This window comes from Oerskovia rustica (assembly GCF_014836555.1).
Classification (GTDB): domain Bacteria; phylum Actinomycetota; class Actinomycetes; order Actinomycetales; family Cellulomonadaceae; genus Oerskovia; species Oerskovia rustica.
This window is the reverse complement of sequence record NZ_JACSQQ010000017.1, coordinates 40822-62508: the sequence shown is the minus strand read 5'-3', so window position 1 is coordinate 62508 and position 21687 is coordinate 40822. Positions and strand designations below refer to the sequence as shown.

Annotated in this window: 17 protein-coding genes, 1 tRNA gene and 1 pseudogene; 6 read left to right on the top strand and 13 right to left on the bottom strand. The window is 72.2% G+C overall.

Annotated elements, in window-relative coordinates:
* Positions 1 to 46: 46 nt before the first annotated feature.
* Together H9652_RS11480 and H9652_RS11475 are read right to left on the bottom strand one after the other, a co-directional pair.
* Positions 47 to 535, bottom strand: coding sequence for a RidA family protein (locus H9652_RS11480; RefSeq protein WP_191796361.1), 489 nt, complete (start codon positions 533 to 535; stop codon positions 47 to 49).
* Positions 535 to 699, bottom strand: coding sequence for a hypothetical protein (locus tag H9652_RS11475; RefSeq protein ID WP_021481786.1), 165 nt, complete (start codon positions 697 to 699; stop codon positions 535 to 537). The genes H9652_RS11480 and H9652_RS11475 overlap by 1 nt, the downstream gene beginning before the upstream one ends.
* 143 nt (positions 700 to 842) lie before the next feature.
* Between H9652_RS11475 and H9652_RS11470 the strand changes: the two genes are divergently transcribed.
* From H9652_RS11470 to H9652_RS11455, 4 genes are all read left to right on the top strand, one after another.
* A complete protein-coding gene (locus H9652_RS11470; protein WP_191796360.1) occupies positions 843 to 3173 on the top strand; it encodes a transglycosylase domain-containing protein in 2331 nt (776 codons plus the stop codon).
* An 11-nt stretch (positions 3174 to 3184) separates the two neighbouring features.
* Positions 3185 to 4129 (top strand): metallophosphoesterase, encoded by a 945-nt coding sequence (locus tag H9652_RS11465; protein ID WP_191796359.1) that lies wholly within the window; start codon positions 3185 to 3187, stop codon positions 4127 to 4129.
* A gap of 123 nt (positions 4130 to 4252) precedes the next feature.
* A tRNA-Pro gene (locus H9652_RS11460) sits at positions 4253 to 4329 on the top strand.
* Between the two features lie 227 nt (positions 4330 to 4556).
* Positions 4557 to 5795, top strand: coding sequence for an NAD(P)/FAD-dependent oxidoreductase (locus H9652_RS11455; RefSeq protein WP_191796358.1), 1239 nt, complete (start codon positions 4557 to 4559; stop codon positions 5793 to 5795).
* Positions 5796 to 5844: 49 nt separating this feature from the next.
* On the opposite strand, the gene H9652_RS11450 is transcribed toward H9652_RS11455, so the two are convergent.
* The 7 genes and pseudogenes from H9652_RS11450 to H9652_RS11420 form a co-directional block, all read right to left on the bottom strand.
* On the bottom strand, positions 5845 to 7026 hold the full coding sequence (locus tag H9652_RS11450) for a bifunctional 2-methylcitrate synthase/citrate synthase (RefSeq protein WP_191796357.1): 1182 nt from the start codon (positions 7024 to 7026) through the stop codon (positions 5845 to 5847).
* 50 nt (positions 7027 to 7076) lie between these two features.
* Entirely contained in the window at positions 7077 to 7982 is a 906-nt protein-coding gene (gene prpB, locus H9652_RS11445; protein ID WP_191796356.1) for a methylisocitrate lyase, read from the bottom strand.
* A 131-nt stretch (positions 7983 to 8113) separates the two neighbouring features.
* Positions 8114 to 9628: pseudogene (locus H9652_RS11440) on the bottom strand (MmgE/PrpD family protein); the annotation flags it as partial.
* 122 nt (positions 9629 to 9750) lie between these two features.
* Positions 9751 to 10461 (bottom strand): GntR family transcriptional regulator, encoded by a 711-nt coding sequence (locus H9652_RS11435; RefSeq protein WP_191796354.1) that lies wholly within the window; start codon positions 10459 to 10461, stop codon positions 9751 to 9753.
* 193 nt (positions 10462 to 10654) lie between these two features.
* Entirely contained in the window at positions 10655 to 11362 is a 708-nt protein-coding gene (locus H9652_RS11430) for a DUF2625 family protein (RefSeq protein WP_138822702.1), read from the bottom strand.
* 157 nt (positions 11363 to 11519) lie between these two features.
* Positions 11520 to 12392: a formate/nitrite transporter family protein gene (locus H9652_RS11425; protein ID WP_191796353.1), complete on the bottom strand. Its 873-nt coding sequence runs from the start codon at positions 12390 to 12392 to the stop codon at positions 11520 to 11522.
* An 88-nt stretch (positions 12393 to 12480) separates the two neighbouring features.
* Entirely contained in the window at positions 12481 to 14511 is a 2031-nt protein-coding gene (locus H9652_RS11420) for a cytochrome c biogenesis protein DipZ (protein WP_191796352.1), read from the bottom strand.
* 139 nt (positions 14512 to 14650) lie between these two features.
* Here H9652_RS11420 and H9652_RS11415 point away from each other — a divergent pair, with 139 nt between their 5' ends.
* A complete protein-coding gene (locus H9652_RS11415; protein ID WP_191796351.1) occupies positions 14651 to 15325 on the top strand; it encodes a fasciclin domain-containing protein in 675 nt (224 codons plus the stop codon).
* Positions 15326 to 15501: 176 nt separating this feature from the next.
* Here the strand turns inward: H9652_RS11415 and H9652_RS11410 are convergent, their stop codons facing one another.
* The 3 genes from H9652_RS11410 to sigK form a co-directional block, all read right to left on the bottom strand.
* Positions 15502 to 16986, bottom strand: coding sequence for a carbohydrate-binding protein (locus tag H9652_RS11410; protein WP_191796350.1), 1485 nt, complete (start codon positions 16984 to 16986; stop codon positions 15502 to 15504).
* 192 nt (positions 16987 to 17178) lie between these two features.
* Positions 17179 to 17985 carry an anti-sigma factor gene (locus H9652_RS11405; RefSeq protein ID WP_191796349.1) on the bottom strand — a complete coding sequence of 269 codons (807 nt, stop codon included), beginning with the start codon at positions 17983 to 17985 and terminating at the stop codon, positions 17179 to 17181.
* On the bottom strand, positions 17978 to 18553 hold the full coding sequence (gene sigK, locus H9652_RS11400) for an ECF RNA polymerase sigma factor SigK (protein WP_191796348.1): 576 nt from the start codon (positions 18551 to 18553) through the stop codon (positions 17978 to 17980). The genes H9652_RS11405 and sigK overlap by 8 nt, the downstream gene beginning before the upstream one ends.
* A 155-nt stretch (positions 18554 to 18708) precedes the next feature.
* Here sigK and H9652_RS11395 point away from each other — a divergent pair, with 155 nt between their 5' ends.
* Positions 18709 to 20124 carry a DUF4232 domain-containing protein gene (locus H9652_RS11395; protein ID WP_191796347.1) on the top strand — a complete coding sequence of 472 codons (1416 nt, stop codon included), beginning with the start codon at positions 18709 to 18711 and terminating at the stop codon, positions 20122 to 20124.
* 71 nt (positions 20125 to 20195) lie between these two features.
* On the opposite strand, the gene H9652_RS11390 is transcribed toward H9652_RS11395, so the two are convergent.
* The gene (locus tag H9652_RS11390) at positions 20196 to 21296 is read right to left on the bottom strand and encodes a 3-deoxy-7-phosphoheptulonate synthase (protein ID WP_191796393.1); all 1101 of its coding nucleotides are present in this window, start codon (positions 21294 to 21296) and stop codon (positions 20196 to 20198) included.
* Between the last annotated feature and the right edge of the window lie 391 nt (positions 21297 to 21687).

The window sequence follows — 21687 nt, the reverse complement described above, 5'->3', positions numbered from 1 at the left end:
ACCTTCGGGTCGCGCGACCGGCCTCTCGCCGTCTCGGAAGCGTCGCTCAGGCGTCCGCAGGGTCCGCGAGCTCGACGACGAGCTCCACCTCCACCGGGGAGTCGAGCGGGAGCACCGCCACGCCCACCGCGCTGCGCGCATGGATTCCGGCCTCGCCGAAGATCTCCCCGAGCACCGTGCTGGCGCCGTTGATCACGGCCGGCTGACCCGTGAACGACGGATCGCTCGCCACGAACCCGACGACCTTGACGATCCGCGAGACCTGGTCGAGATCCCCCACGAGCGCCTTGACCGCCGCGAGCGCGTTGAGCGCGCTCGTGCGGGCGTAGCCCGCCGCGTCGGCCGGCGCGACGAGCCCCTCGCCGTCACCCACCTTGCCGGTCGCCGGCCGGGCGCCCGCCACGAACGGGAGCTGGCCCGAGGTGTACACGTACCGGCCGGTGCGCACCGCGGGCACGTACGCCGCGACGGGCGCGGCGACGTCGGGCAGGGTGATGCCCAGCTCGGCGAGCCGGGCGTCGACGACGCCGACCACTACTTCTCGCCGGTCGGGCGCTTGAGGTAGGCCACGAGGCCGTTCCCGTCCGGTCCCGTGACGACCTGGACGAGCTCCCAGCCGTCCGAGCCCCACTGGTCGAGGACTGCCTTGGTGTTGTGGATGATGAGGGGGATGGTCGCGTACTCCCAGGTGGTTGCCATGCGCCCGAGCGTAGTCGCCATCCAGCCTGCGCACAGGTCACACCCGCTCCCCGAACCGGCCCACGGATGCTCACACAACCCGCACACCGGACGAGGGCGGAATCCCCCGGGGACCGTCTGGGCCCTCCCGTAGGCTTGCGCCTATGGCTTCCCCTGCGCGTCCCCGTCGACAAGTCAACGCCTATCAGCTCATCGCCCTGCTGCTGGCGTTCGTCCTGGTCTCCGGGGTCGGAGGCGTGCTCGGCGCGGGCCTGCTCATCCCCCTCGCGGCGGGCGCCAGCCAGGTCACCGACAGCAGCGTCCAGATCTTCGAGGAGCTGCCCGACGAGCTCGAGCCGGGCCCCCTCGCCGAGCTCTCGCGCGTCTACGCCAAGGACGGCACCACGCTGCTCGCGACCTTCTACCAGGAGAACCGCATCGTGGTCCCCCTGGACCAGGTCTCCGAGCACATGAAGAACGCGGTCGTCGCGACCGAGGACAAGCGCTTCTACGAGCACGGCGGGATCGACCCCGAGGGCACCGTGCGTGCCGCCGTGAACAACGCGATGGGCAAGTCGCAGCAGGGTGGGTCGAGCCTGACCCAGCAGTACGTCAAGAACGTCCTGATCGAGCAGGCCGTCCGCGCCGAGGACCCCATCGCCATGGAGGCGGTCAAGGAGAGCAGCATCGAGCGCAAGGCCCGCGAGGCCAAGCTCGCGATCTCGCTCGAGAAGCGCATGACGAAGGACGAGATCCTCCAGGGCTACCTCAACATCGCGCAGTTCGGCGTCCGGGTCTACGGCGTCGAGACCGCGGCGCGGCACTACTTCGGCAAGAGCGCGTCCGATCTCTCGATCGTCGAGGCCGCGACCATCGCCGGCGTGACCAACGCTCCCGGCAAGTACGACCCTGTGACCAACCCGGCGAAGTCCGAGGAGCGACGCAACCTGGTGCTCCGTCGAATGCTCGAACAGGGCTACATCACCCAGCAGGAGCACGACGAGGCCGTCGCGACCCCGCTGCCCGCGACCCTCAACATCGTGCCCGTGGAGGTCGGCTGCGAGGCCGCCAACGGCGCGGCGTTCTTCTGCGACTACGTCACGAAGGTCATCATCTCCAACCCGAGCTTCGGCGAGACCGAGAAGGACCGCAAGGCCCTGCTCTACCGCGGAGGCCTCGACATCACGACGACGCTCGACCCCGCGATGCAGGCCGCGGCCGAGGAGAACGCGCTGGCAGCGGTGCCGACGAACGACCCGAGCGGCATCGAGGACGCGATCGTCTCCATCGAGCCCGGCACCGGGAAGATCCTGGCGATGGCCCAGAACCGACCGTACGACGCGGCCCTCGAACCCGAGCCGGGCACGACGGCGCAGAACTACAGCGCGGACCAGGCTCACGGCTCCTCCCGAGGCTTCTCCCCTGGATCGACGTGGAAGCCCTTCCTCCTGGCCGAGTGGCTCAGGTCCGGCCACACGCTCAACGAGTCGGTGAGCGCGAACAAGCGCGCATGGAACAACACCGACTTCGACTGGTGCGGCGCGCGGGTGCGCAACGAGGCAAAGCCCTGGAGCCCCAGCAACTCCGACGGCAACAACGACCAGGGCAACATCTCCGTCCTGCGCGCCACGTACAACTCGATCAACACCGCGTACGCGTCCATGGAGTCCCAGCTGCGTCTGTGCGACGTCAAGTCGACCGCCGAGGCCATCGGGTTCAAGCCGGCCGTCACGGCCGACAAGGAGGCTGGCGTCAAGATGATGCCGTCGATGGTCATCGGCACCCAGGAGTCCTCTCCCCTGCAGATGGCCGCGGCCTACGCCACGTTCGCCAGCGGCGGCACCTACTGCGACCCCATCGCGATCACCCGCATCGTCGACGCGGAGGGCAAGGACCTCGAGGTCCCGTCGGCGAACTGCACGGCCGCGCTCGACCCTGCGGTGGCCAACACCGTGACCTACGCGCTCGAGAACGTCATGACCCAGGGCTCCGGCAAGAAGTCGCAGCTCGACGGGCGCCCGAGCGCAGGAAAGACCGGTACCGCGAACCTCAACACCCACACCTGGTTCGTCGGCTACACCCCGCAGGTCTCCACGGCCGTGTGGATCGGCAACGCCGAGAAGAACGTCGAGATGCGGAGCAACGGGCGCGGTCGCTTCGTCATCAACGGCGTCGGCAAGCAGTGGTGGTTCGGCTCGGACCTCGCGGCGCCGACCTGGCGTGACTACATGAACACCGTCCTCGCGGGCACCCCCGCCCAGCCGTTCCCGGCGCCGGACCCGAAGATGGTCGGCCAGGTCCAGGCTCCGCCGACCACGACGCCCCCCACGACCCCCACGACCCCGCCGAGCGATGGTGGGACCGGCAACGGCGGCAACGGGAACGGTGGCGGCAACGGGAACGGGAACGGCGGGAACGGCAACGGCGGCGGTAATGGCGGCGGGAACGGGAACGGCGGCGGCGAGACCGGCACGCCGGGCGGGGAGCAGGACTGACCGGGGCCCGCGTGCACCCCGCGCTCGTCGGCGGCGGCGCACTCGCCGCCGCCGGAGCGGGGGCGCTCGCCTACCCCCACCTGGAGACCAAGCTCTTCACGCTGCGTGAGGTCACGGTCCCGGTGCTCCCTCGGGGGGCGTCCGACGTGCGGGTCCTGCACTTCTCGGACCTTCACCTCACGCCCACGCAGGAACGCAAGATCGAGTGGATCCGGTCCCTCGCGGCCCTCCGCCCCGACTTCGTGGTCGACACGGGCGACAACCTGGCGCACGTCGACTCGCTGGAGCCGCTCCTCGACGCCCTCGATCCGCTCCTGAGCAGCGCTCCCGGAGCATTCGTCATGGGGTCGAACGACTACTTCGCGCCCTCGCCGAAGAACCCTGCCCGGTACCTGCTGCCCGACGCGCGGATCTTCCACAAGATCGACCCGCCGCGGCTCCCCGCGGACAAGCTGGCCGCCGCGTTCAGTGCCGCGGGGTGGATCGACCTCACCAACCGCCGCGACGCGATCGACGTCGGCGGCGTGCACATCGACCTCGTGGGCGTCGACGACCCGCACCTGGACAGGGACGTCTTCCCTGCCGCACGCGAACGGGCGGCGGGCGACCACGGGACGGACGCTGCGTCGTCGGGCCTGCGGATGGGCGTGGTGCACGCGCCCTACGTGCGCGTCCTCGACCAGATGCACGACGACGGCGCTGACGTGATCCTCGCCGGCCACACCCACGGCGGGCAGCTCTGCGTCCCGTTCTACGGGGCGCTCGTGACCAACTGCGACCTGGACCGCGGGCGGGCCAAGGGCCTGCACGGGTGGCCCGGAGCCCGGCCCGACGCCCCGGGCGGCGAGGACTCGACCTGGCTCAACGTGTCGGCCGGGGCGGGCACCTCGCCCTACGCGCCCTTCCGGTTCGCGTGCCGCCCGGAGGCCACGCTCGTGACCCTCACGGCACCGTGAGCACGCGCCGAGGGGCCGGTTTCGTCGCAGGGGCAAACGTCGGCTATCCTAGGCAGGCTCCAGCGCGCAGGTTTGGCGGGACCTTTCGAGGACCCTCCGCAGGCCGGTCGCAACAGGAGCAATCGGGGTGTGGCGCAGCTTGGTAGCGCGCGTCGTTCGGGACGACGAGGTCGCAGGTTCAAATCCTGTCACCCCGACCAGCACGAAGGCCCGGAGTCCACTGGACTCCGGGCCTTCGTCGTTCCCGCTCGGCCCGCCGAGGGTGACGTTCCCACCCGCCGACGGTGACGTCCCCGCCCGTCGAGGGCGACCGCACCGCACGTCGAGGGTGACGACGTCGTTCCCTCGCCCGCGACCGCCCTATGCGGGTCCCCCCTTCCGGTGTCACGATGAGGGTCCTGCACCCCCAGCGTCGGAGGTCGTCGTCATGGCTGAGGAGCCGATCGTCATCGTCGGAGGCGGCCTGGCGGCCGCGAAGGCCGCCGAGTCCCTGCGGACCGAGGGGTACGACGGCGACCTCGTGGTCGTCTCGAGCGAGCCGCACCGGCCTTACGAACGTCCGCCGCTCTCGAAGGACTATCTGCGCGGAGAGGCCGAGCGCGACGTCCTCTTCCCCCTGTCCGAGGAGTGGTACGCCGACCACCACGTCGACCTGCGGACCGCGACGCGGGCCGCCGGGATCGACGTCGACGCGCACTCCCTCACGCTGATCGACGGGACGTCCCTGCCCTACGCGCGCCTGCTCCTCGCGACCGGCTCGACGCCGCGCTCGTTCGCGGTGCCCGGTGCCGACCTCCAGGGCGTGCACTACCTGCGCACGATCGAGCACGCCGACCTGCTCGCCGCGACGCTCGAGGCCTCGGCCCGCGAGGGCGCGGGTCGGCTCGCCGTCGTGGGTGACGGGTGGATAGGGATGGAGGTCGCGGCCTCGGCGCGCAGCCTCGGCCTGGACGTGACCGTCGTCGGGCGCGGCGTGCACCCCCTCGGGCGCGTGCTGGGCCCGCTGCTGGGCGAGATGTACGGCAAGGTCCACGCGGACCACGACGTGCACCTGCACCGTAACGCCCAGGTCGTGGGGATCACGGGCAGCGAGGGGCGGGTCACAGGGCTCGACGTCGCGGACGGGACGCACGTGGCCGCCGACGTCGTCGTGGTCGGTGTGGGCGTGACGCCCAACGTCGGCTTCGCGGAGGCCGCGGGGATCGACCTGCGCGACGCGAGCCTGGGTGGTGGGCTGGCCGTCGACGCGACCCTGCGGACGTCTGCCCCGGACGTGTGGGCGGCGGGAGACATCGCGAGCGTCCCCTCGCCGCGCTACGGCCGCCCTCTGCGGGTCGAGCACTGGGCCGTGGCCCTGGAGACCGGGCCGCACGCGGCGCGCGCCATGCTGGGCTCGCGTGAGCCCTACGACAAGCTGCCCTACTTCTTCTCCGACCAGTACGACGTGGGCATGGAGTACCTGGGGTTCGTCGAGGACCCGGCCGGGACCGAGGTGGTCGTCAGCGGGTCCCTCGAGGACCACGAGCTCGTCGCGTTCTGGGTGTCGGGCGACCGGGTCCAGGCCGGCATGACGGTCAACGTCTGGGAGCAGATGGAACACGTGGAGGAGCTCGTCCGGGCCACCGGGCCGGTCGACCGGGACGCGCTGGAGGCGTTCCGCGCCTGACCGGTCCGGCATGGCCCCGGGACCGGCAAGGGCCGGTCCCGCACCGCCCCTACGGCACCTCGCGCTGCGCCTGCCCGACGTACTGGCTGAGCGGCCGGATGAGGGCGTTCGCGGACCGCTGCTCGACGACGTGCGCGGTCCAGCCCACGACGCGCGCCGCGACGAACAGGGGCGTGAACGTGGGGGTGTCGAAACCCATGAGGTGGTAGGCGGGGCCGGTCGGGTAGTCGAGGTTCGGCAGGATGCCCTTGCGCTCGGTCATGGCGGCCTCGAGCGCGTCGTAGAGCGCGTCGAGCGCGGTCGCCTCGTCGGTCCCGAGGTGCGCGACGAGGTCGTCGAGCGTCTTCTTCATGGTCGGGACGCGTGAGTCGCCGTGCTTGTAGACGCGGTGGCCGAAGCCCATGATCTTGCGCTTGTCGACCAGCGCCTCGTCGAGCCAGGCGGCGGCCCGGTCGGCCGTCCCGATCTCGGCGAAGGTCGCCATGACGGCCTCGTTCGCGCCGCCGTGCAGGGCCCCCTTGAGGGCGCCGATCGCGCCCGTGACGGCCGAGTGCAGGTCGGACAGCGTCGAGGTGATGACGCGGGCCGTGAACGTCGAGGCGTTGAACGAGTGCTCGGCGTACAGGATCATCGACACCTCGAAGGCCCGCACGACGCACTCGTCGGGCACCTCGCCGAAGGTCATGTGGAGGAAGTTCTCGGCGTAGCCCAGGTCCTCGTCGGGGTCGACGATCTGCTGACCACGGCGTCGGCGCTGGTCGAGGGCGACGACGGCGGGCAGCATCGCCCACAGGCGCAGCGCCTTGGCGTGCTCGGCCTCGGGGGACGAGTCCTCGGCGGTCGGGTCGTGCGCGCCGATGACCGACACCGCGGTGCGGCACACGTCCATGGGGTGGCAGGTCGTGGGGAGCTCGAGGATCGCGTTGCGCACGGCGCCCGGCAGCGCACGGTGGGCGCGCTCGACGGCGGTCTGCTCGGCGAGCTGCTCGGGCGTGGGCAGCTCGCCGTGCCACAGGAGGTAGGCGACCTCCTCGAAGCTCTTGCGCGCGGCGAGCTCCTGCACGGGGTACCCCCGGTAGAGCAGCGAGTTCGTGTCGGGGTTGACCTTGGAGACCGACGTCGTGTCGACGACGACGCCCGCGAGGCCCTTGCGGATCTCGGGGGGCGCGGCCGGGGCCACGGCTCCAGGGGTGGTCGCGGGCGTCCCGACGCTGGGGGTGCTGGTGGTCATGTGCTCACTCCTTCGTGATGCGGGGTCGTGCTGCGGCAGTCCTGGGCGCCCTACGGCCGGTAGGTGAAGATCTCGGTGTCGAAGTGGTTGTAGCCGGCGTAGTCCACCAGCTCGTACAGCCGCGCGCGCGTCTGCATCTCACCGACCACCCCGTCCTGCGTGCCGGTCTCCCGGATCATGTCCAGCGTGCGCTCCGCAGCCCCCATCGCGCTACGCAGGAGGGTCACGGGGTAGATGACGATCTGCACGCCTGCCGCCGCGAGCTGGTCACGGGTGAACAGCTCGGACTTGCCGAACTCGGTCATGTTGGCGAGCACGGGCACGTCGACGGCGGCGGCCACGGCCTCGAACTCGGCGAGGTCGCGCATGGCCTCGGGGAAGATCGCGTCGGCGCCCGCGTCGACGAGCGCCTTGGCGCGGTCGATCGCGGTCGCCAGCCCCGCGGCACCGTCCAGGCTCGCGCGCACGTCGGTGCGCGCCATGACGAGGAAGTTCGGGTCGCGCCGGGCGTCGACCGCGGCACGGATGCGCTTGGTCGCTGTCTCGAGGTCGACGGTCGCCTTGCCGTCGAGGTGGCCGCAGCGCTTGGGGTTGACCTGGTCCTCGATGTGGCAGCCCGCGACGCCGGCGTCCTCGAGGGACTGGACGGTGCGCGCGACGTTCATGGGTTCCCCGAAGCCGGTGTCGGCGTCGACGAGCGCGGGCAGGTTCGTCATGCGCGCGATCTGCCCGGAACGGGTCGCGACCTCGGTGAGGGTCGTGAGGCCGATGTCCGGGAGCCCCAGGTCCGCCGAGATCACGGCCCCCGAGATGTACACGCCGTCGAAGCCCTTGTCCTCGATGAGGCGCGCCGAGAGCGGGTTGAACGCACCGGGAAGCTGGAGCAGCTCGCCGGCCGCGAGCCGGGCGCGCAGCGCCGCCCGCTTGTCCGACGGCGTCACGTGCGAGTACAGCATCAGTTGCCTCCTGCGGTGGTCGAGCCGGTGGGGTCGTCGGCCGCCTCGTGCATGGTCCAGCCCGCGGCGCCCTCGCCGGGACCGGTCTCGCCGGGACCCCCGGCGTCCGTGGTGTCGGGGCGGCCCAGCTCGAAGATGCCCGTGGGCACCGGGACCGCGTCCAGCAGCCCGGGCCGCGCGACGATCGAGAGCTCGCGCACCTCGGCGGGCGTGAGCGACGGGAGCCGCTGCGCGAGGTCGAGGAAGCGCTCGATCTCGGCGGGCTCGAGCACGCCCTCGGCGAGCAGCCTGAACTTGGCGACGTACTGCGCCCGGGCGAAGGGGCGCGCGCCGAGCGGGTGCGCGTCGGCGACGGCGATCTCGCGGACGATCCGTCCGCCGTCGGCCAGCTCGATCTCGACGCGACCGCCGAACGCCTTCTCGGCCGGGTCGACCGAGTGGTAGCGACGCGTCCACCCGGGGTCCTCGGCCGTGGTGACCTTGCCCCACAGCGCGACCGTGTCGGCGCGGCCCGCGCGCTCGGGCGTGTAGGAGTCGACGTGGTGCCACCCGCCGTCCTGGAGCGCGACCGCGAAGATGTACGGGATGGAGTGGTCGAGCGTCTCGCGCGACGCGGTCGGGTCGTACTTCTGCGGGTCGTTCGCGCCCGAGCCGATCACGTAGTGGGTGTGGTGGCTCGTGTGGATCACGATGTTCGCGATGTTGTCAGGGTCCGCGAGCCACGGGTGCTCGGCGTGCAGGGCGCGCGCCAGGTCGATGAGCGCCTGCGACTGGTACTCCGCCGAGTGCTCCTTGGTGTAGGTGTCGAGGATCGCGGTCTTGGGCTCACCGGGCGACGGCAGCACGACGTCGTAGCGTCCCTCGGGGCCGTCGAGCAGCCACGCGATCACGCCGTCCTCGCCCTCGTAGATCGGCTCGGGCGACGTCTGCCCGCGCATCGCCCGGTCCACGGACTCGACCGCGACCTTGCCCGCGAGGGCGGGCGCGTACGCCTTCCACGTGGAGATCTGCCCCTTGCGGGACTGCCGCGTCGCGGTCGTGGTGTGCAGGGCCTGGCCGATCGCCTGGAAGATCGTGGTCGTGTCGAGCCCGAGCAGGGTCCCGATCCCTGCCGCTGCCGACGGGCCCAGGTGTGCGACGTGGTCGATCTTGTGCGCGTGCAGACTGATGGCCCGCACCAGGTCCACCTGGATCTCGTAGCCCGTCGCGATGCCGCGCACGAGCGCCGCCCCGTCGCAGCCCGCGTGCTGGGCGACCGCGAGGATCGGTGGGATGTTGTCCCCCGGGTGCGAGTACTCGGCCGCGAGGAAGGTGTCGTGGTAGTCGAGCTCGCGGACCGCGACGCCGTTGGCCCAGGCGGCCCACTCGGGGCTCGTGCGGGTCGCGAGCGGCGTCCCGAAGACCGTCGCGCCCGGCTCGTACGGGTGCGCGAGGGCCTGCCCGCGGGCCGCGACGGCCGGGGCTCGGGTGAGGCTCGCCGCCGCGACGGCCGCGTTGTCGATCACGCGGTTGACGATCATGTCGACGACCTCGTCGGGCACCTCGACCTGGTCGGTCGCGAGCTCGGCGAGCTTCCAGGCGAGCTGGTCGGTGCGGGCGAGGTTCTCCGCGGAGCGGTGGGTCCGCAGGTGGTGGGTCGTGGGCATCGGTGCCTCCGGTGGTCTGTTGCGGTGCGTCGGGGGACGTAGGGCGTGCTCCCTGCCCGACGGCGTCGCGTGGGCAGTGGGGGCCGGTTGCGGTCGGTGGGGGCCGGGTGAGGTGCGCGTCGTCAGCCGGGCGGCGGGCTCTCCTGCTCGCCGAGGGCCTTGGCCGCCATGGCGCCGCTGCGTTCGATGTGCTCGCGCATGGCACGCTCGGCCGCGTCCGGGTCGCCGCTCGCGATGGCGGACGCGACCTCACGGTGCTCGTCGACGTGGTCGGTGGTCCCGACGCGCTCCCGCGCGGACAGCGAACGATAGCGGTCGACGTGACCGCGGATCTGACGCAGCAGCTCGGAGCACCACCGGTTGTCGGCGAGGGTCGCGATCTCGCCGTGGAACTGGGCGCCGATGCGCAGGACCTCGTCCTCGTGGTCGCGCACGGCGTCCATGAGGTCGACGAGCCGGGAGAGACGGGCGACGTCGGCAGGCCGCGCACGTTCGCACGCGTCCCGGGCGAGCAGGCCTTCCAGGCGGGCCCGGACGTCGTACACGCGGTGCAGGTCGGTGACCGCGAGGGGCGCGACGCGCACTCCCCCGGTCGGCTGCTCGACCACGAGGGCCTCGGCCTGGAGGAGCCTCAGGGCTTCTCGGACGGGGGTGCGGCTCACGCCGAGCTGGGCCGAGAGGACGGGTTCGGTGAGTCGGGCGTCGGCCGCGAGCGTGCCGTCGATGATGCGCTGACGCAGGAGGTCGTAGACCGCGCGGGCCCCGGACTGGCGGCGGACGACGGCAAGGGGCTCGTCACGAGGTGGGGACGACGTCGTCGGGGCGCTGACCATGCGGCCATCGTGCCACATCGCCTGCGTACTTGTATACAACTCTGCTGCGGGCTGCGCAGGAATCCCCTGCACATCGGACGACGCGGCCCTCGGGACGTTCGACCCGTCGCCGGACGCGGACTGGGAGTACTGGCAGGAGGACGTCCTCACCGGTGGCCTTGCCGACGGGGCCCCTCAACCGCCCCCGGGGTGGCTAGCAGCCGTCGGCCGAGGGGTTGCCCAGCGGGGCGTCGTCGTCGAGCGGCCGCATGCGCTCGGCGAGCTCGTGGTGCCAGACCGCGAGGCCCTCGAGCAGCACGGCCCGTCGCTCGACCCACGACCCCGCGCCCTGCCCTGACCACAGCGGCGGGTAGACGCTCAACCCCATGTCCGGAGGCAGCGCCTCGACGTCACGCTCCCAGCCCGGCCACCGCAGGTCCGCGACGTACTCGCCGAGGCCGCCGCTGACCGCCCACTCGGTGAACGCCCCCTGCCCGAACCCCAGGCAGTGCCACTCGAGAGTGTCGGGCGCGAAGTAGTGCACGTCGCCCAGCGGCCCGGGCAGCCCGCCGCCGTTGACGGCGAACGTGCCGCCGAGCACGTCGAACGCGACCACGAGTCGCTGCGGCGCGACACTGCCCTCGGCAGGGTCGCCGAGCCCGTTGATCGTGGCGAGGTCGGGCAGGCCGTAGGCGCCGCCGCCGAGGAGTCGCAGCCAGCCGTGGTCGACCAGCACTCCCCCGGTGTGGAGCGCAAGCGCTCCCAGGGTCGAGCGGGTCGTGATCTGGAGCCGGTACAGGACCTCGGGCGCCCACTCGGGGGGCGCGAGCACCTCGACGCCCGGTCGCTGGAACATCCGCGCGAGCGTGGGCCAGGCAGGTTCCTCGACCTGCGTGAGATCCACCACCGTCCTGATGCCCATGATCGGGGATCATGCCATGGACGGCAGTGAATTCCGACACCTCGCGGAGATTCCGTTACCGGATCCGCCCCATGTGTGCATCTTTTCCGGACTTTCCTGGCGCACAAACCCCGGAATTCCGCCGAAAACCACCCGATGGGCGGTCCATCTGACGAGACTAGCGCTCGACGTTCCCGGCCCGGACAGCCTCGGTCTCGAGCTCGACGAGGGGCCCGCTCACCAGCTCCTCGACGTCGTCGGGGTCGCTCGCGACGGCCCGGCGCCGCCCCGACACGGCTGCGTAGCCGAGCCCGACCACGACGGCCCCGCCCACCACGTTGCCCAGCCCGACGAACAGCATGTTGCGCCCGAACTCGCCCCACGTCGTGAGCGCCTCGGGGCTGAAGAGCCCGATGCTGAACGTCGTCATGTTCGCGACGACGTGCTCGAACCCCGAGGAGATGAACGCGAAGATCGCCCAGAAGATGACGATCGCCTTGCCCGCCTCGGAGCGGAGCCGCCCGCACGCCCAGATCGCGGCGCAGACCAGGATGTTGCACAGGACGCCGCGGAAGAAGAGCTGGGTGCCGGTCTCGTGCCCCTTGCCCGCGAGCATCGACGCGATCATCTCGCCCGCGGCGGCGTTGGTGTGCAGGATGCCGGACTGGACGACCATCCAGCCGAAGAGCATGGACCCGAGCAGGTTCCCGCCGAAGCAGAACAGCAGCGTCCCGACGGCGGAGCGCACCGGGATCGTCCGGGTCACCGCTCCCTGGGTCAGGATCATCATGGCCGAGGTGCTGAGCTCGGCCCCCGCGAAGACGACGAGGGTCAGCGCGACCGAGAACACGCCGCCGGCGACGAGCCTCTCGGCCGGGGCCCCTGCCGCGAGGAACGGGCCGGCGGTGGCGACCATGAGGACCACCCCGACGCCGATGTAGGCGCCCGCGAGCATCGCGGCCACGAGGTAGCGCCACGGGTGTCGGGCGCCCTCGACCTTGGTGCGAGCTGCACGGGACTGCTCGGTCAGGTTCTCGGAGAGGCTCAGCACCCTCTCATGATCCACCCCTTCCATCTAAGGTCACGGCGAGGGTCGTCAGGTGGAACGCGCGGTCTCAGTCCGCGCCCCGCTCCGCCCGCTACCCGAACGTGAAGGTGAAGACCTGCATCCCCGCAGGCACGTCGAGCTCGACGGTCCCCTCGCTCGGCGCGTCCCCCTCCAGCACGGGGTAGAGCGTCGGGTTCCCCGAGACGTCGATCTCGCGACGTTCGACGACCTTCCCCGCCGCGTCCCGGACCGTCGCGGTGACGGTCCCCTCGCCGCCCAGGACGCTGAACACGTCGGTGCCGCGGTACGCCAGTCGTACGCGGGCGCCGTCGGACACCGCGGTGGCGCCCTGGAAGTCGACGTCCCACGTCCCGCCCAGCGAGAACGTGTCGGGAGCCTGCTCGTCGGCGAGCGTGAAGCCCTGCTCGCCCGCGGCGTAGCGCGGCTCGCCCGCGTAGTTGCCCACCTTGCCCACCGAGAGATAGGTCTCGGGGGTCGTCGACCCGTCGGGGGTGCCGTCCTCGACGGAGGTCGCGCCCGGCAGGCTCACGCCCGGGTTCGCGTCCGCGAGGAGCTCGCGGATCAGCCCCTCGGTGTCCTCGTACCCGCCCTCGCCGAACCGGATGTGCCGCACGGTCCCGTCGGCGTCGACCAGGTACTGCGCGGGCCAGTACCGGTTCCGGTACGCGGTCCACGTCGCGTAGGAGTTGTCCTGCGCGACCGGGTACGTGACGCCGAGGTCCTCTGCGCCCGCGATGACGTTGCGCGTCTCGCGCTCGAACGCGAACTCGGGTGTGTGCACGCCGATGACCTCGAAGCCCTCCCCCACGTCCTTGTACTGCTCGTACCAGGCGTTGACGTGCGGGATCGCGCGCTGGCAGTTGATGCAGGAGTATGCCCAGAAGTCGACGAGGACGACCTTGCCCCGCAGGCCGTCGAGCGCGAGCGGCTGGTCGCCAGGGGTGTTGAACCACGTGTCGATGCCGCGCAGCGCGGGGGCGGGCCCGCAGTCCTCGAGCTCGGGCGCACCGTTCGAGCAGTTCGACAGCCCACGGTTCTCGTCCGTGACGATCCCGCCGAGGTCGAGCGCCTCGCGCACCGTCCCGGACGCGTCGACACGCTCCTGGAGGCTGCCCGTGTAGTCGGGCAGCGCGCGCTGGAGGTACGCGGGCAGGTTGAACGCGAGCCCGACGGCGAGCGCGATCATGACCACGCCCCCGGCCACGCGGATCCCGCGCGTGTGGCGCTGGAAGGCCTTGACGCGCTCTGCCACCCGACGTCCCGCGAGCGCGAAGACCAGCAGCGGGACCGCGGCGCCGACCGCGAACGACACCGTGAGCGCGACCGTCTCCGGCCCGATGTTCCCCGTCGCGCCCGCGACCGTGATCGCCGCGAGGACCGGCCCCGCGCACGGGACGTACAGGACCCCGAGGCCGAGGCCCAGGACGAACGCCCCGCGGTCCTGGCTGCGCGCACCGTGCCGTGAACCCAGCGCAGCGATCCTCTGGAACGGCCGCTCGAGCACCTCCTCGAACCGGGGCACGATCATGCCCACGCCGATCACCGCGAGCAGCGTCAGCCCCACCCAGCGCAGCAGGTCCTGCGGGAGCCCGAGCGCCCCGAGGAGCAGCGATCCGAGCAGCGTGAACACGCTGAAGCTCACGACGAGCCCGGCGATCACGAGGTAGGGCCGCCACGAGCGGCGCGCGCCCCGGGTGCTGCCGGCGCCGTCACCGCCCTTCCCCGCCCGACGGCGCCGCTCACCGCCCGCGGACGGCGCCTTGACCGCCGTGGTCGGGTCGGACGTGCCCCCCGGCGCCGTGCCGCCGTCCGGCCGGACCGCCGTGACGACCTGGCCGCGTGCACCGACCTGGACCGCGCCGGGGACGCCGGCGAACAGCGAGGCGGTCGAGGCGCCCGACCCGGCCCCCACCGAGGGCGACGGGGCCGCGGTGGCCGCTGCGCCGTCGGGCACGGGGACGAGCGAGGGCGCAGCGGCCGCGGTACCGCGGGCGCCCTGCACGCCGCCCGCGAAGAAGATCACGGGGAGCATCGGGAGGATGCACGGCGAGATGCCGGTGATGAGGCCACCGATCAGGCCGATGAGCACGAGGGTTTCCATGGCCGGGGTTCGGCGCGGCCCTCCGCACGGATGGGTCGCGCGGCTCGCCGGAAGTCCGACCCATCCACCCCGCCCCCGGCTCCGAACCTCCTGCGAGACGCCCCGCACCTGACGGGGCGACGACAACGAGGAGAGACCGATGAACGTTCGAACCCGTTCGTACGCCGTGGCCGGCGTCGCCGCCCTGGCGATCCTGGGCCTGACCGCCTGCAGCTCCGACTCGGACTCCGGCTCCGGGAGCGACTCGTCGAGCGCGTCGGAGATGACGACGCCGTCCGACGACATGTCGCAGGAGGCCATGACCCCCGAGGTCGACCCCGCGGCGAACCTCGTCGGCCCCGGCTGTGCGGCCTACGCCGAGCAGGTCCCCGACGGCGCAGGCTCCGTGACCGGCATGTCGACCGACCCGGTCGCCGTCGCCGCCTCCAACAACCCGCTGCTCACGACCCTCACCGCCGCGGTGAGCGGGCAGCTCAACCCCGACGTGAACCTGGTCGACACGCTCAACGGCGGCGAGTTCACGGTGTTCGCGCCGGTCGACGACGCGTTCGCCAAGATCGACCCGGCGACCATCGAGAGCCTCAAGACCGACTCCGACATGCTGACCAAGATCCTCACGTACCACGTGGTGCCCGGCCAGCTCACCCCGGACCAGGTCGTCGGTGAGCACGAGACCGTCGAGGGCGGGACCGTGACCGTCACGGGCTCGGGCGACGACCTCATGGTCAACGACGCCAAGGTGATCTGCGGCGGCGTCATGACGCAGAACGCCACGGTCTACCTCGTCGACACGGTCCTCATGCCGACCATGTGACCCCCGACGCCGGCCGCCGCGGTTGTCCCCGTGCCGCGGCGGTCGGCCCTCAGCGGTCCGCGAGCCGCCCACGGGGACGACGAGCGAGGAGCCGGCCGCACCGGACGGGATGCCCGGAGCGGCCGGCTCCTCTTCGTGCCCACCCGTCATCGGTGGGCCCGGTTCACCTCAGCGGCTCAGGCGTTTGCCCGACGCCGCGCCCAGATGATGCCCGCGCCGCCACCGACGAGCAGCAGCGCCAGGAAGGCGGCCCCGCCGACGGTCGCTCCGGTCGCCGCGAGCGACGGGCCGGACGGCTTCTCTGCGCTCACCGGGGTCGCAGGACCCTCCAGCGGACCGGTCGCGGCCAGGACGCGCGGGTTCGCGCAGGCCTCCGTGGCCTCGGGGTAGCTGACGGTCGTCGACCAGCCCGGGTTGACCTCGAACAGGACCTCGACGCCCGACCGGGTCCACGCGTAGTTGCCGTCGGTCTCGGTGTAGGTGCCGTCGGCCTGACGTTCCCAGCCGGGCCACGAGAGCGGCTCGCTCGCCGACGCGCCGGGCCACAGGAGCGTGCCGTCGAGCGGCAGCCCCTCGACCGTGTAGTCCTCGCCCTCACCGGGGTTGAGGAACGTGATGCTCAACGGGCGGTCGCTGTCCGCGACGTAGCCCTCGGGCAGGAAGACTTCGTAGCCGAGGTACGGGGTGTCGGCCTCGCAGACCGCGCCGATCTCACCCGGGACCAGGGCGCAGTCGGCCGCGGTCCGGTCGATCGTGAACGTCGCGGACGAGCCGTCCTCGGCGAGGACGTAGCCCTCGACGGCGGCCAGCGTGCGTCCGGCGGCCGGGCGGGCCACCACGGTGTCGCCCGATCGCTCGTAGGTGACCTCGTCGGTGTCCGTCGGCAGGTCGACGTCCTGGCCCTCGGCGGTGCACACGTCACCGACGGTCGGCACGACCGGGGTCACGGGCTCCGCCGACGTCTCGGGGGCAGGCTTCGACGGACGCGGCGGGGCCGTCTGCTGGTCGCACGCCGGCACCTCGATCAGGTCACCGAGGTCATGGTGCTTCGAGTCGACGAGGACGCCGCCCAGGGCCGACGTCGGCGGGGTGATGGTCCCGGGCCAGACGAACGTGCCGTCCTGCCTGACCCTGTCCTGCTGGACGGCCCAGCCCTCGCCGCAGACCTCTGTCGGCAGGACGGTCGGGAACGTCGTGTACCACTCGGTCCCCGGCTTGTGGTCGACGAGCGTCTGCGGCCCCGAGTTCGCCCAGGAAGCGGGCTTCGCGGGGTCGTTCTTCTTGTAGACGTAGAGGCCGACCTCCTTGCCGGGCTTCGGCGTCGAGGTGCCGGTGCACGCCTCGGTCGTGCCGTCGTCGCTGAAGTCGTACCGCTTGCCGTCCGAGGCCTTGACGACGACCTCCCACGAGTGGCCGACGGTCGTGTCGGTGAAGGTGTAGGACGTGGAGTACGACCGCTTGAACGTGTCCTTCTTGACGGTTTCTCCGTCGACCTTCACGACGACGGAGTTGGCGTTGTCGGAGTAGGCCTTCAGGTCGACCTCGAGGCCGGAGCAGTCCGCGGTGACGCGGGGGGTGTGTGCGGAGGCAGGGGCCGCGGTGGCGACCAGTCCGCCGAGTGCGAGCAGCGCGGCAGCGCCGCTCGCCAGGAGCTTCTTCACGGGTGGTGGATTCCTTCCGGGGTGATGTCGGAGCGCCTTCGCACGACGACACAGGTGGGAACGTGTCGTATTGCATCACCAATACCCAGAATTTTACAAACCCTGGCATATATCCGGAATCGGACCAAGGAATTACCCGAGCACGGGTATTTAGCACCCGTTTTCCGAGGAATCTCTATCCGGTGTCGAGTATCAGGTCTCGAGCACGACGAGCGGGTCGCTCGTCGGCTGCGGAGAACCGCCTGCAGGCTCGAGGGTCACCGCTACCCCCGCGCTCCCCGCCGCCTCGACGAGGAGTGCCGCCGACCCGTCACGTGCGTCGAAGACCCCGGCAGAGACCATCTCCTCACCCTCGACGAGCCAGAGCTGATAGTCCTCCGCCGAGCCCGCCTGCGGCAGGTCCGTGACGGAGAAGAGGACACGGTCCCCCGAGACGAGCGCGCTCGCGTCCCCGCCCCCCACCATCTCCCCGCGGACGATCTCGGCCGTCGGGTCGGCCAGCATCGAGGCCAGCGCGTCGGCCTGCGTCTGGAGCCGGACCTGTTCCTGCCGGGCCTGGATCGCGAGCGTCGTCGGGACCGCGACCGCCACGACCGCCGCAGCGGCCACCGCGACGGCGGCCCACCGCCTCCGCGGGCGCCGCGCCGTGCCCGGGCGTGCGCCGCCGGACGTGCCGGCCGCGTCCGCGCTCCGGGGGGTCTCGGCGACCTGCGGCACGGAGGCGATGCTCCCGAGCACGCGCTCGCGCAGCGCCACGGGCGGCGCCGAGTCCACCGTGAACGCCGCGACCACCGCGCGGTGCTCGTCGAGCTCACGACGAGCCTCGGGGTCGGCGGCCAGCAACCGCTCGACCAGGCGGCGGTCCAGGTCGTCGACCGCGTCGAGCGCGTAGGCCGCGAGCAGGTCACGAGACTCGTCCGGACCGCCCGGGCGGTCCTGGGCGTCCGACCCGCCCGAGCCCTGGGCGCCGCCGGGCGGGCGACCGGTGTCGTCAGCCACGGTTCACCCCCAGGCAGTCACGCAGGCGCAGGAGCCCGTCGCGGATCCTCGACTTCACGGTCGGCACGGCTGCACCGAGCTCCACGGCCACCTCCCGATACGTCAGCCCACCGAAGTACGCACGCACGACGGCGTCGCGCTGGGTCTGCGTCAGGCTCCCCAGGCACTGCCTCACCGCGGCGGACTCGAGGAGGTGCTCGACCTCCTCCGCCACGACGTCGTGCCCGCCCCCCGCGAGACGTCCGTCGACGTCCTTCTGGTCCCGGACCCGGCGGGACTGCTCGGACCGCACCCGGTCCACCGCGCGCCGTCGGGCCATCGTGACCACCCACGTGCGTGCCGAGCCCCGTGAGGCGTCGAAGCGCACCGCCGTCTGCCACACCTCGATCATCACCTCCTGGGTCACCTCGGCCGCATGGTCGTTGTCGCGCAGCACGCCCAGCGCCGTGCCGAACACGGCCGGGGCCAACGCGTCGTACACCGGCGCGAACGCGTCCGGGTCGCCCCCGGCGCACGCGGCGAGCGCGGCATCGAGAGCGTCGGGCTCGCTCGTCCTCACAGGTGGCACCCGCCCAGTCTGCCCCAGGCCCGCCGACGCGGCGCACCGGCGGACCACCCGCGGCACGTGGCCTCCCGCGACGACCGAGGCATCTGTGGTTCGTCGCCGACGGGCCGGTGGATGGGTCGCGGCGGGCACCGCTCGGGAGCCGCTACCCTCGCGGGGTGACCGAGACGCCGCAGAGCCCCCGGACCCAGCCCGTCTACCTGGTGGTGGCCGGACTCTTCGTCGTCCTGGTCGCCCTGGCGCTCTGGGCCCTGAACCGCCCGGGCAACGCCGCCACCACCCCCGCCCCCCTCTCCGACAAGGAGGCCGTCGCCGCACTCGAGAGGAAGGTCGGGGCGCTCGACGGCGTCGAGTCGGTCGAGGTCGAGAAGACCGAGACGGACGAGCCCGGCTTCGACGTCCCGGTCCTGCGGCTCGTCATGACCATCGACCTCGAGAGCTTCACCGGCCCCGACGCCTCGCAGGACACCGCGGACAGGGCGCGCGCCGCTCTCCTCGAGGCGGGGATCCGGGGCTTCCACGAGACCTGGGTCGTCGACGAGATCCCCGGGACCGGCTCGACGCTGCGCGTCGGGATGGACGGCACCGGGACGTACTCGGTCGCCGCCGGCGTCGGGCTGCTCGACGCCGGGGCCACCTCGGTCCTGTTCGACGCGACGACCGCGGCCGTGACCGTCCGCGCCCCGGAGAACCTCCCGACGATCGCCCAGGCCGCCCAGGACCTCGGGCACGGGATCGTCTCCCTCTCGACCGACGACTCCCGCACCCGGTACTTCGGCGGCCACTACCTCACGCCCCCGCCCCTGCCCGCCGTAGCGCTCCTCGCCGAGGCCTCCGCGCGCGACGAGGTCACCGAGGTCTCGTACGACGCAGGACCCTCGATCGAGGAGGGCACTCCCGGCGAGGGCGACGCCCCCCTCCTGACGGTCCGCGTCGACGGCGACCCGGAACCCACAGCCACCTGGCTGCGCGCCTCGGGCCAGGCCGAGCTGCTCGGACGCCCGATCCAGTTCGTGGTCGACGGCGAGGGGACGTCCCAGACGGGCTGGGTGAGCGACCTCGAACCGGCCGGACCCGACCCGGCGCTCGCCGAGCAGGACGCGGTGGACGCCGCGGCCGCCGCAGCCGACGGGATCCCTGCCTGCACCGGCCCCGACCTCACCCCGGAGCTCGTCGGGTTCGACGCCGCCGCCGGGTCACGCTTCGCGATCCTCCGCGCGACGAACGGCTCGGGCGCACCGTGCGCCGTGGACGGTCGTCCCGACCTGAGCTTCCTCCGCGCCTCGGGCACGGAACCCGAGGTCACGCTCGAGCCGTACATGGACGGCGGCAGCTCCGTCCGGCTGGTCGTCCTCCCCGGCCAGACCGTCGAGTCCCTGGTCCGGTGGGGTGCCATGTCCACGGCCAACGACCCGGACGTGACCACGAGCTTCCTCGTCAAGACCGTGGTCGGCGCCGACGCCGTCCGTCTGCCCGTGACCTCCCACATGGGCGGGGAGGGCGGCGTCGACATCCTCGGCGGGGCGACCGTGGAGGTCGGCTCCTGGACCACCCCGAGCAGCACGACCCCCTGACCCCCGTCCCAGGACGACGGCGGCCGCCCTCCCCGGGGGGGCGCGGGCCCCCCGTCCTGGAGCGAGGGGGCTCAGAGCGCCCGGCGCGCCCGCACCGACTCGGCGAGCTCGCCGAGGAGCTCGGCCGTCGTCTCCCAGTCGATGCACTTGTCCGTCACGGACTGCCCGTACACGAGCCCGCTCGGAGCCGGCGCCTGCGCCCCCGCCACGATGAAGCTCTCCATCATGAGACCCGTGATGCCCGCCTCGCCCTCGGCGATCCTGGCCGCGACCTCGCGCACGACCTCCGCCTGGCGCACGTGGTCCTTGCCCGAGTTGCCGTGGCTCGCGTCGATGACCAGGCCGTGCTCGACGGCCCCGCCCAGGCCCGAGGCCGCGGCCACGCGCAGGGCGGACGCGACGTCGTCGGGGCTGTAGTTGGGGCCGCTGCGGCCTCCGCGCAGGATGATGTGGCAGTCCGGGTTGCCCGCGGTCTCGACCGCGGCCGCGCGGCCCGCACCGTCCGTGCCGAAGAACGTGTGCTCGCTCGCGGCGGTGATGCAGCCGTCGACCGCGATCTGGATGTCGCCGTCGGTCGCGTTCTTGAAGCCGACCGGCATCGACAGACCCGACGCGAGCTGGCGGTGCACCTGGCTCTCGACGTTGCGCGCGCCGATCGCACCCCACGACACCGCGTCCGCGATGTACTGCGGGCTCGTGGGCTCGAGGAACTCGGTCGCCGCAGGGACACCGGCGTCGAGGACGCCGAGCAGGACCTCGCGCGCCAGGTGCAGGCCACGGTTGACGTCGTGCGACCCGTCGAGGTCGGGGTCGTTGATGAGCCCCTTCCAGCCGACCGTCGTGCGCGGCTTCTCGAAGTACACGCGCATGACGATCGCGAGATCCTCGGACAGGTCCTTCGCGACGGCCGCAAGGCGGTGCGCGTAGTCGAGCGCGGCCTCGGGGTCGTGGACCGAGCACGGCCCCACGATGACGAGCAGACGGTCGTCGTCGCCCGCCAGGACGTCACGGATCTCGCGGCGCGACTGGGTGACCAGGTCACCGCGCGCCGTGCCGAGCGGCAGCTCCGCGAGCATGTCGACAGGGGCGGGCAGAGGGTCGAGGGCGCGGATGCGCAGGTCGCTCGTGGGCGCCTGCAGCTCGTACTCGGGGTGGGAGGTCACGCGTTCCATGGTGTCACCTGCACCGGCGGGTGACGTGGTCGTCTCGTGGTGACGTTCGTCCGGCGAGGCGGCGGTCGCGGTCGTGGCGGTCATGCGAGGGCTCCTGATCTGAAGGTGACTCAGACGGAGCCGTGCGGCCTGCTCTGTGTCCGGAGTCGGCCCGTCTGAATGACGAAGGGCCCGGACGCGGTCCGCGTCCAAGGCCCTGTGCTGGCTCCGGGGAAGGTTGGTCAGGCGAACGCCCGCTCGGCCCCTCCAGGAGCCAGCGTAAAGCGCCAATACCAACGAACCGTGTTCACCCGACGACCGTAGCACAGGGGTTTCGGGGCACCAGCGGGCTGTCTCACTCCCCGGGCGGCCGGCGCGTCTCGTTCGTGTCGGAACCCGCGAGACCCCGAGG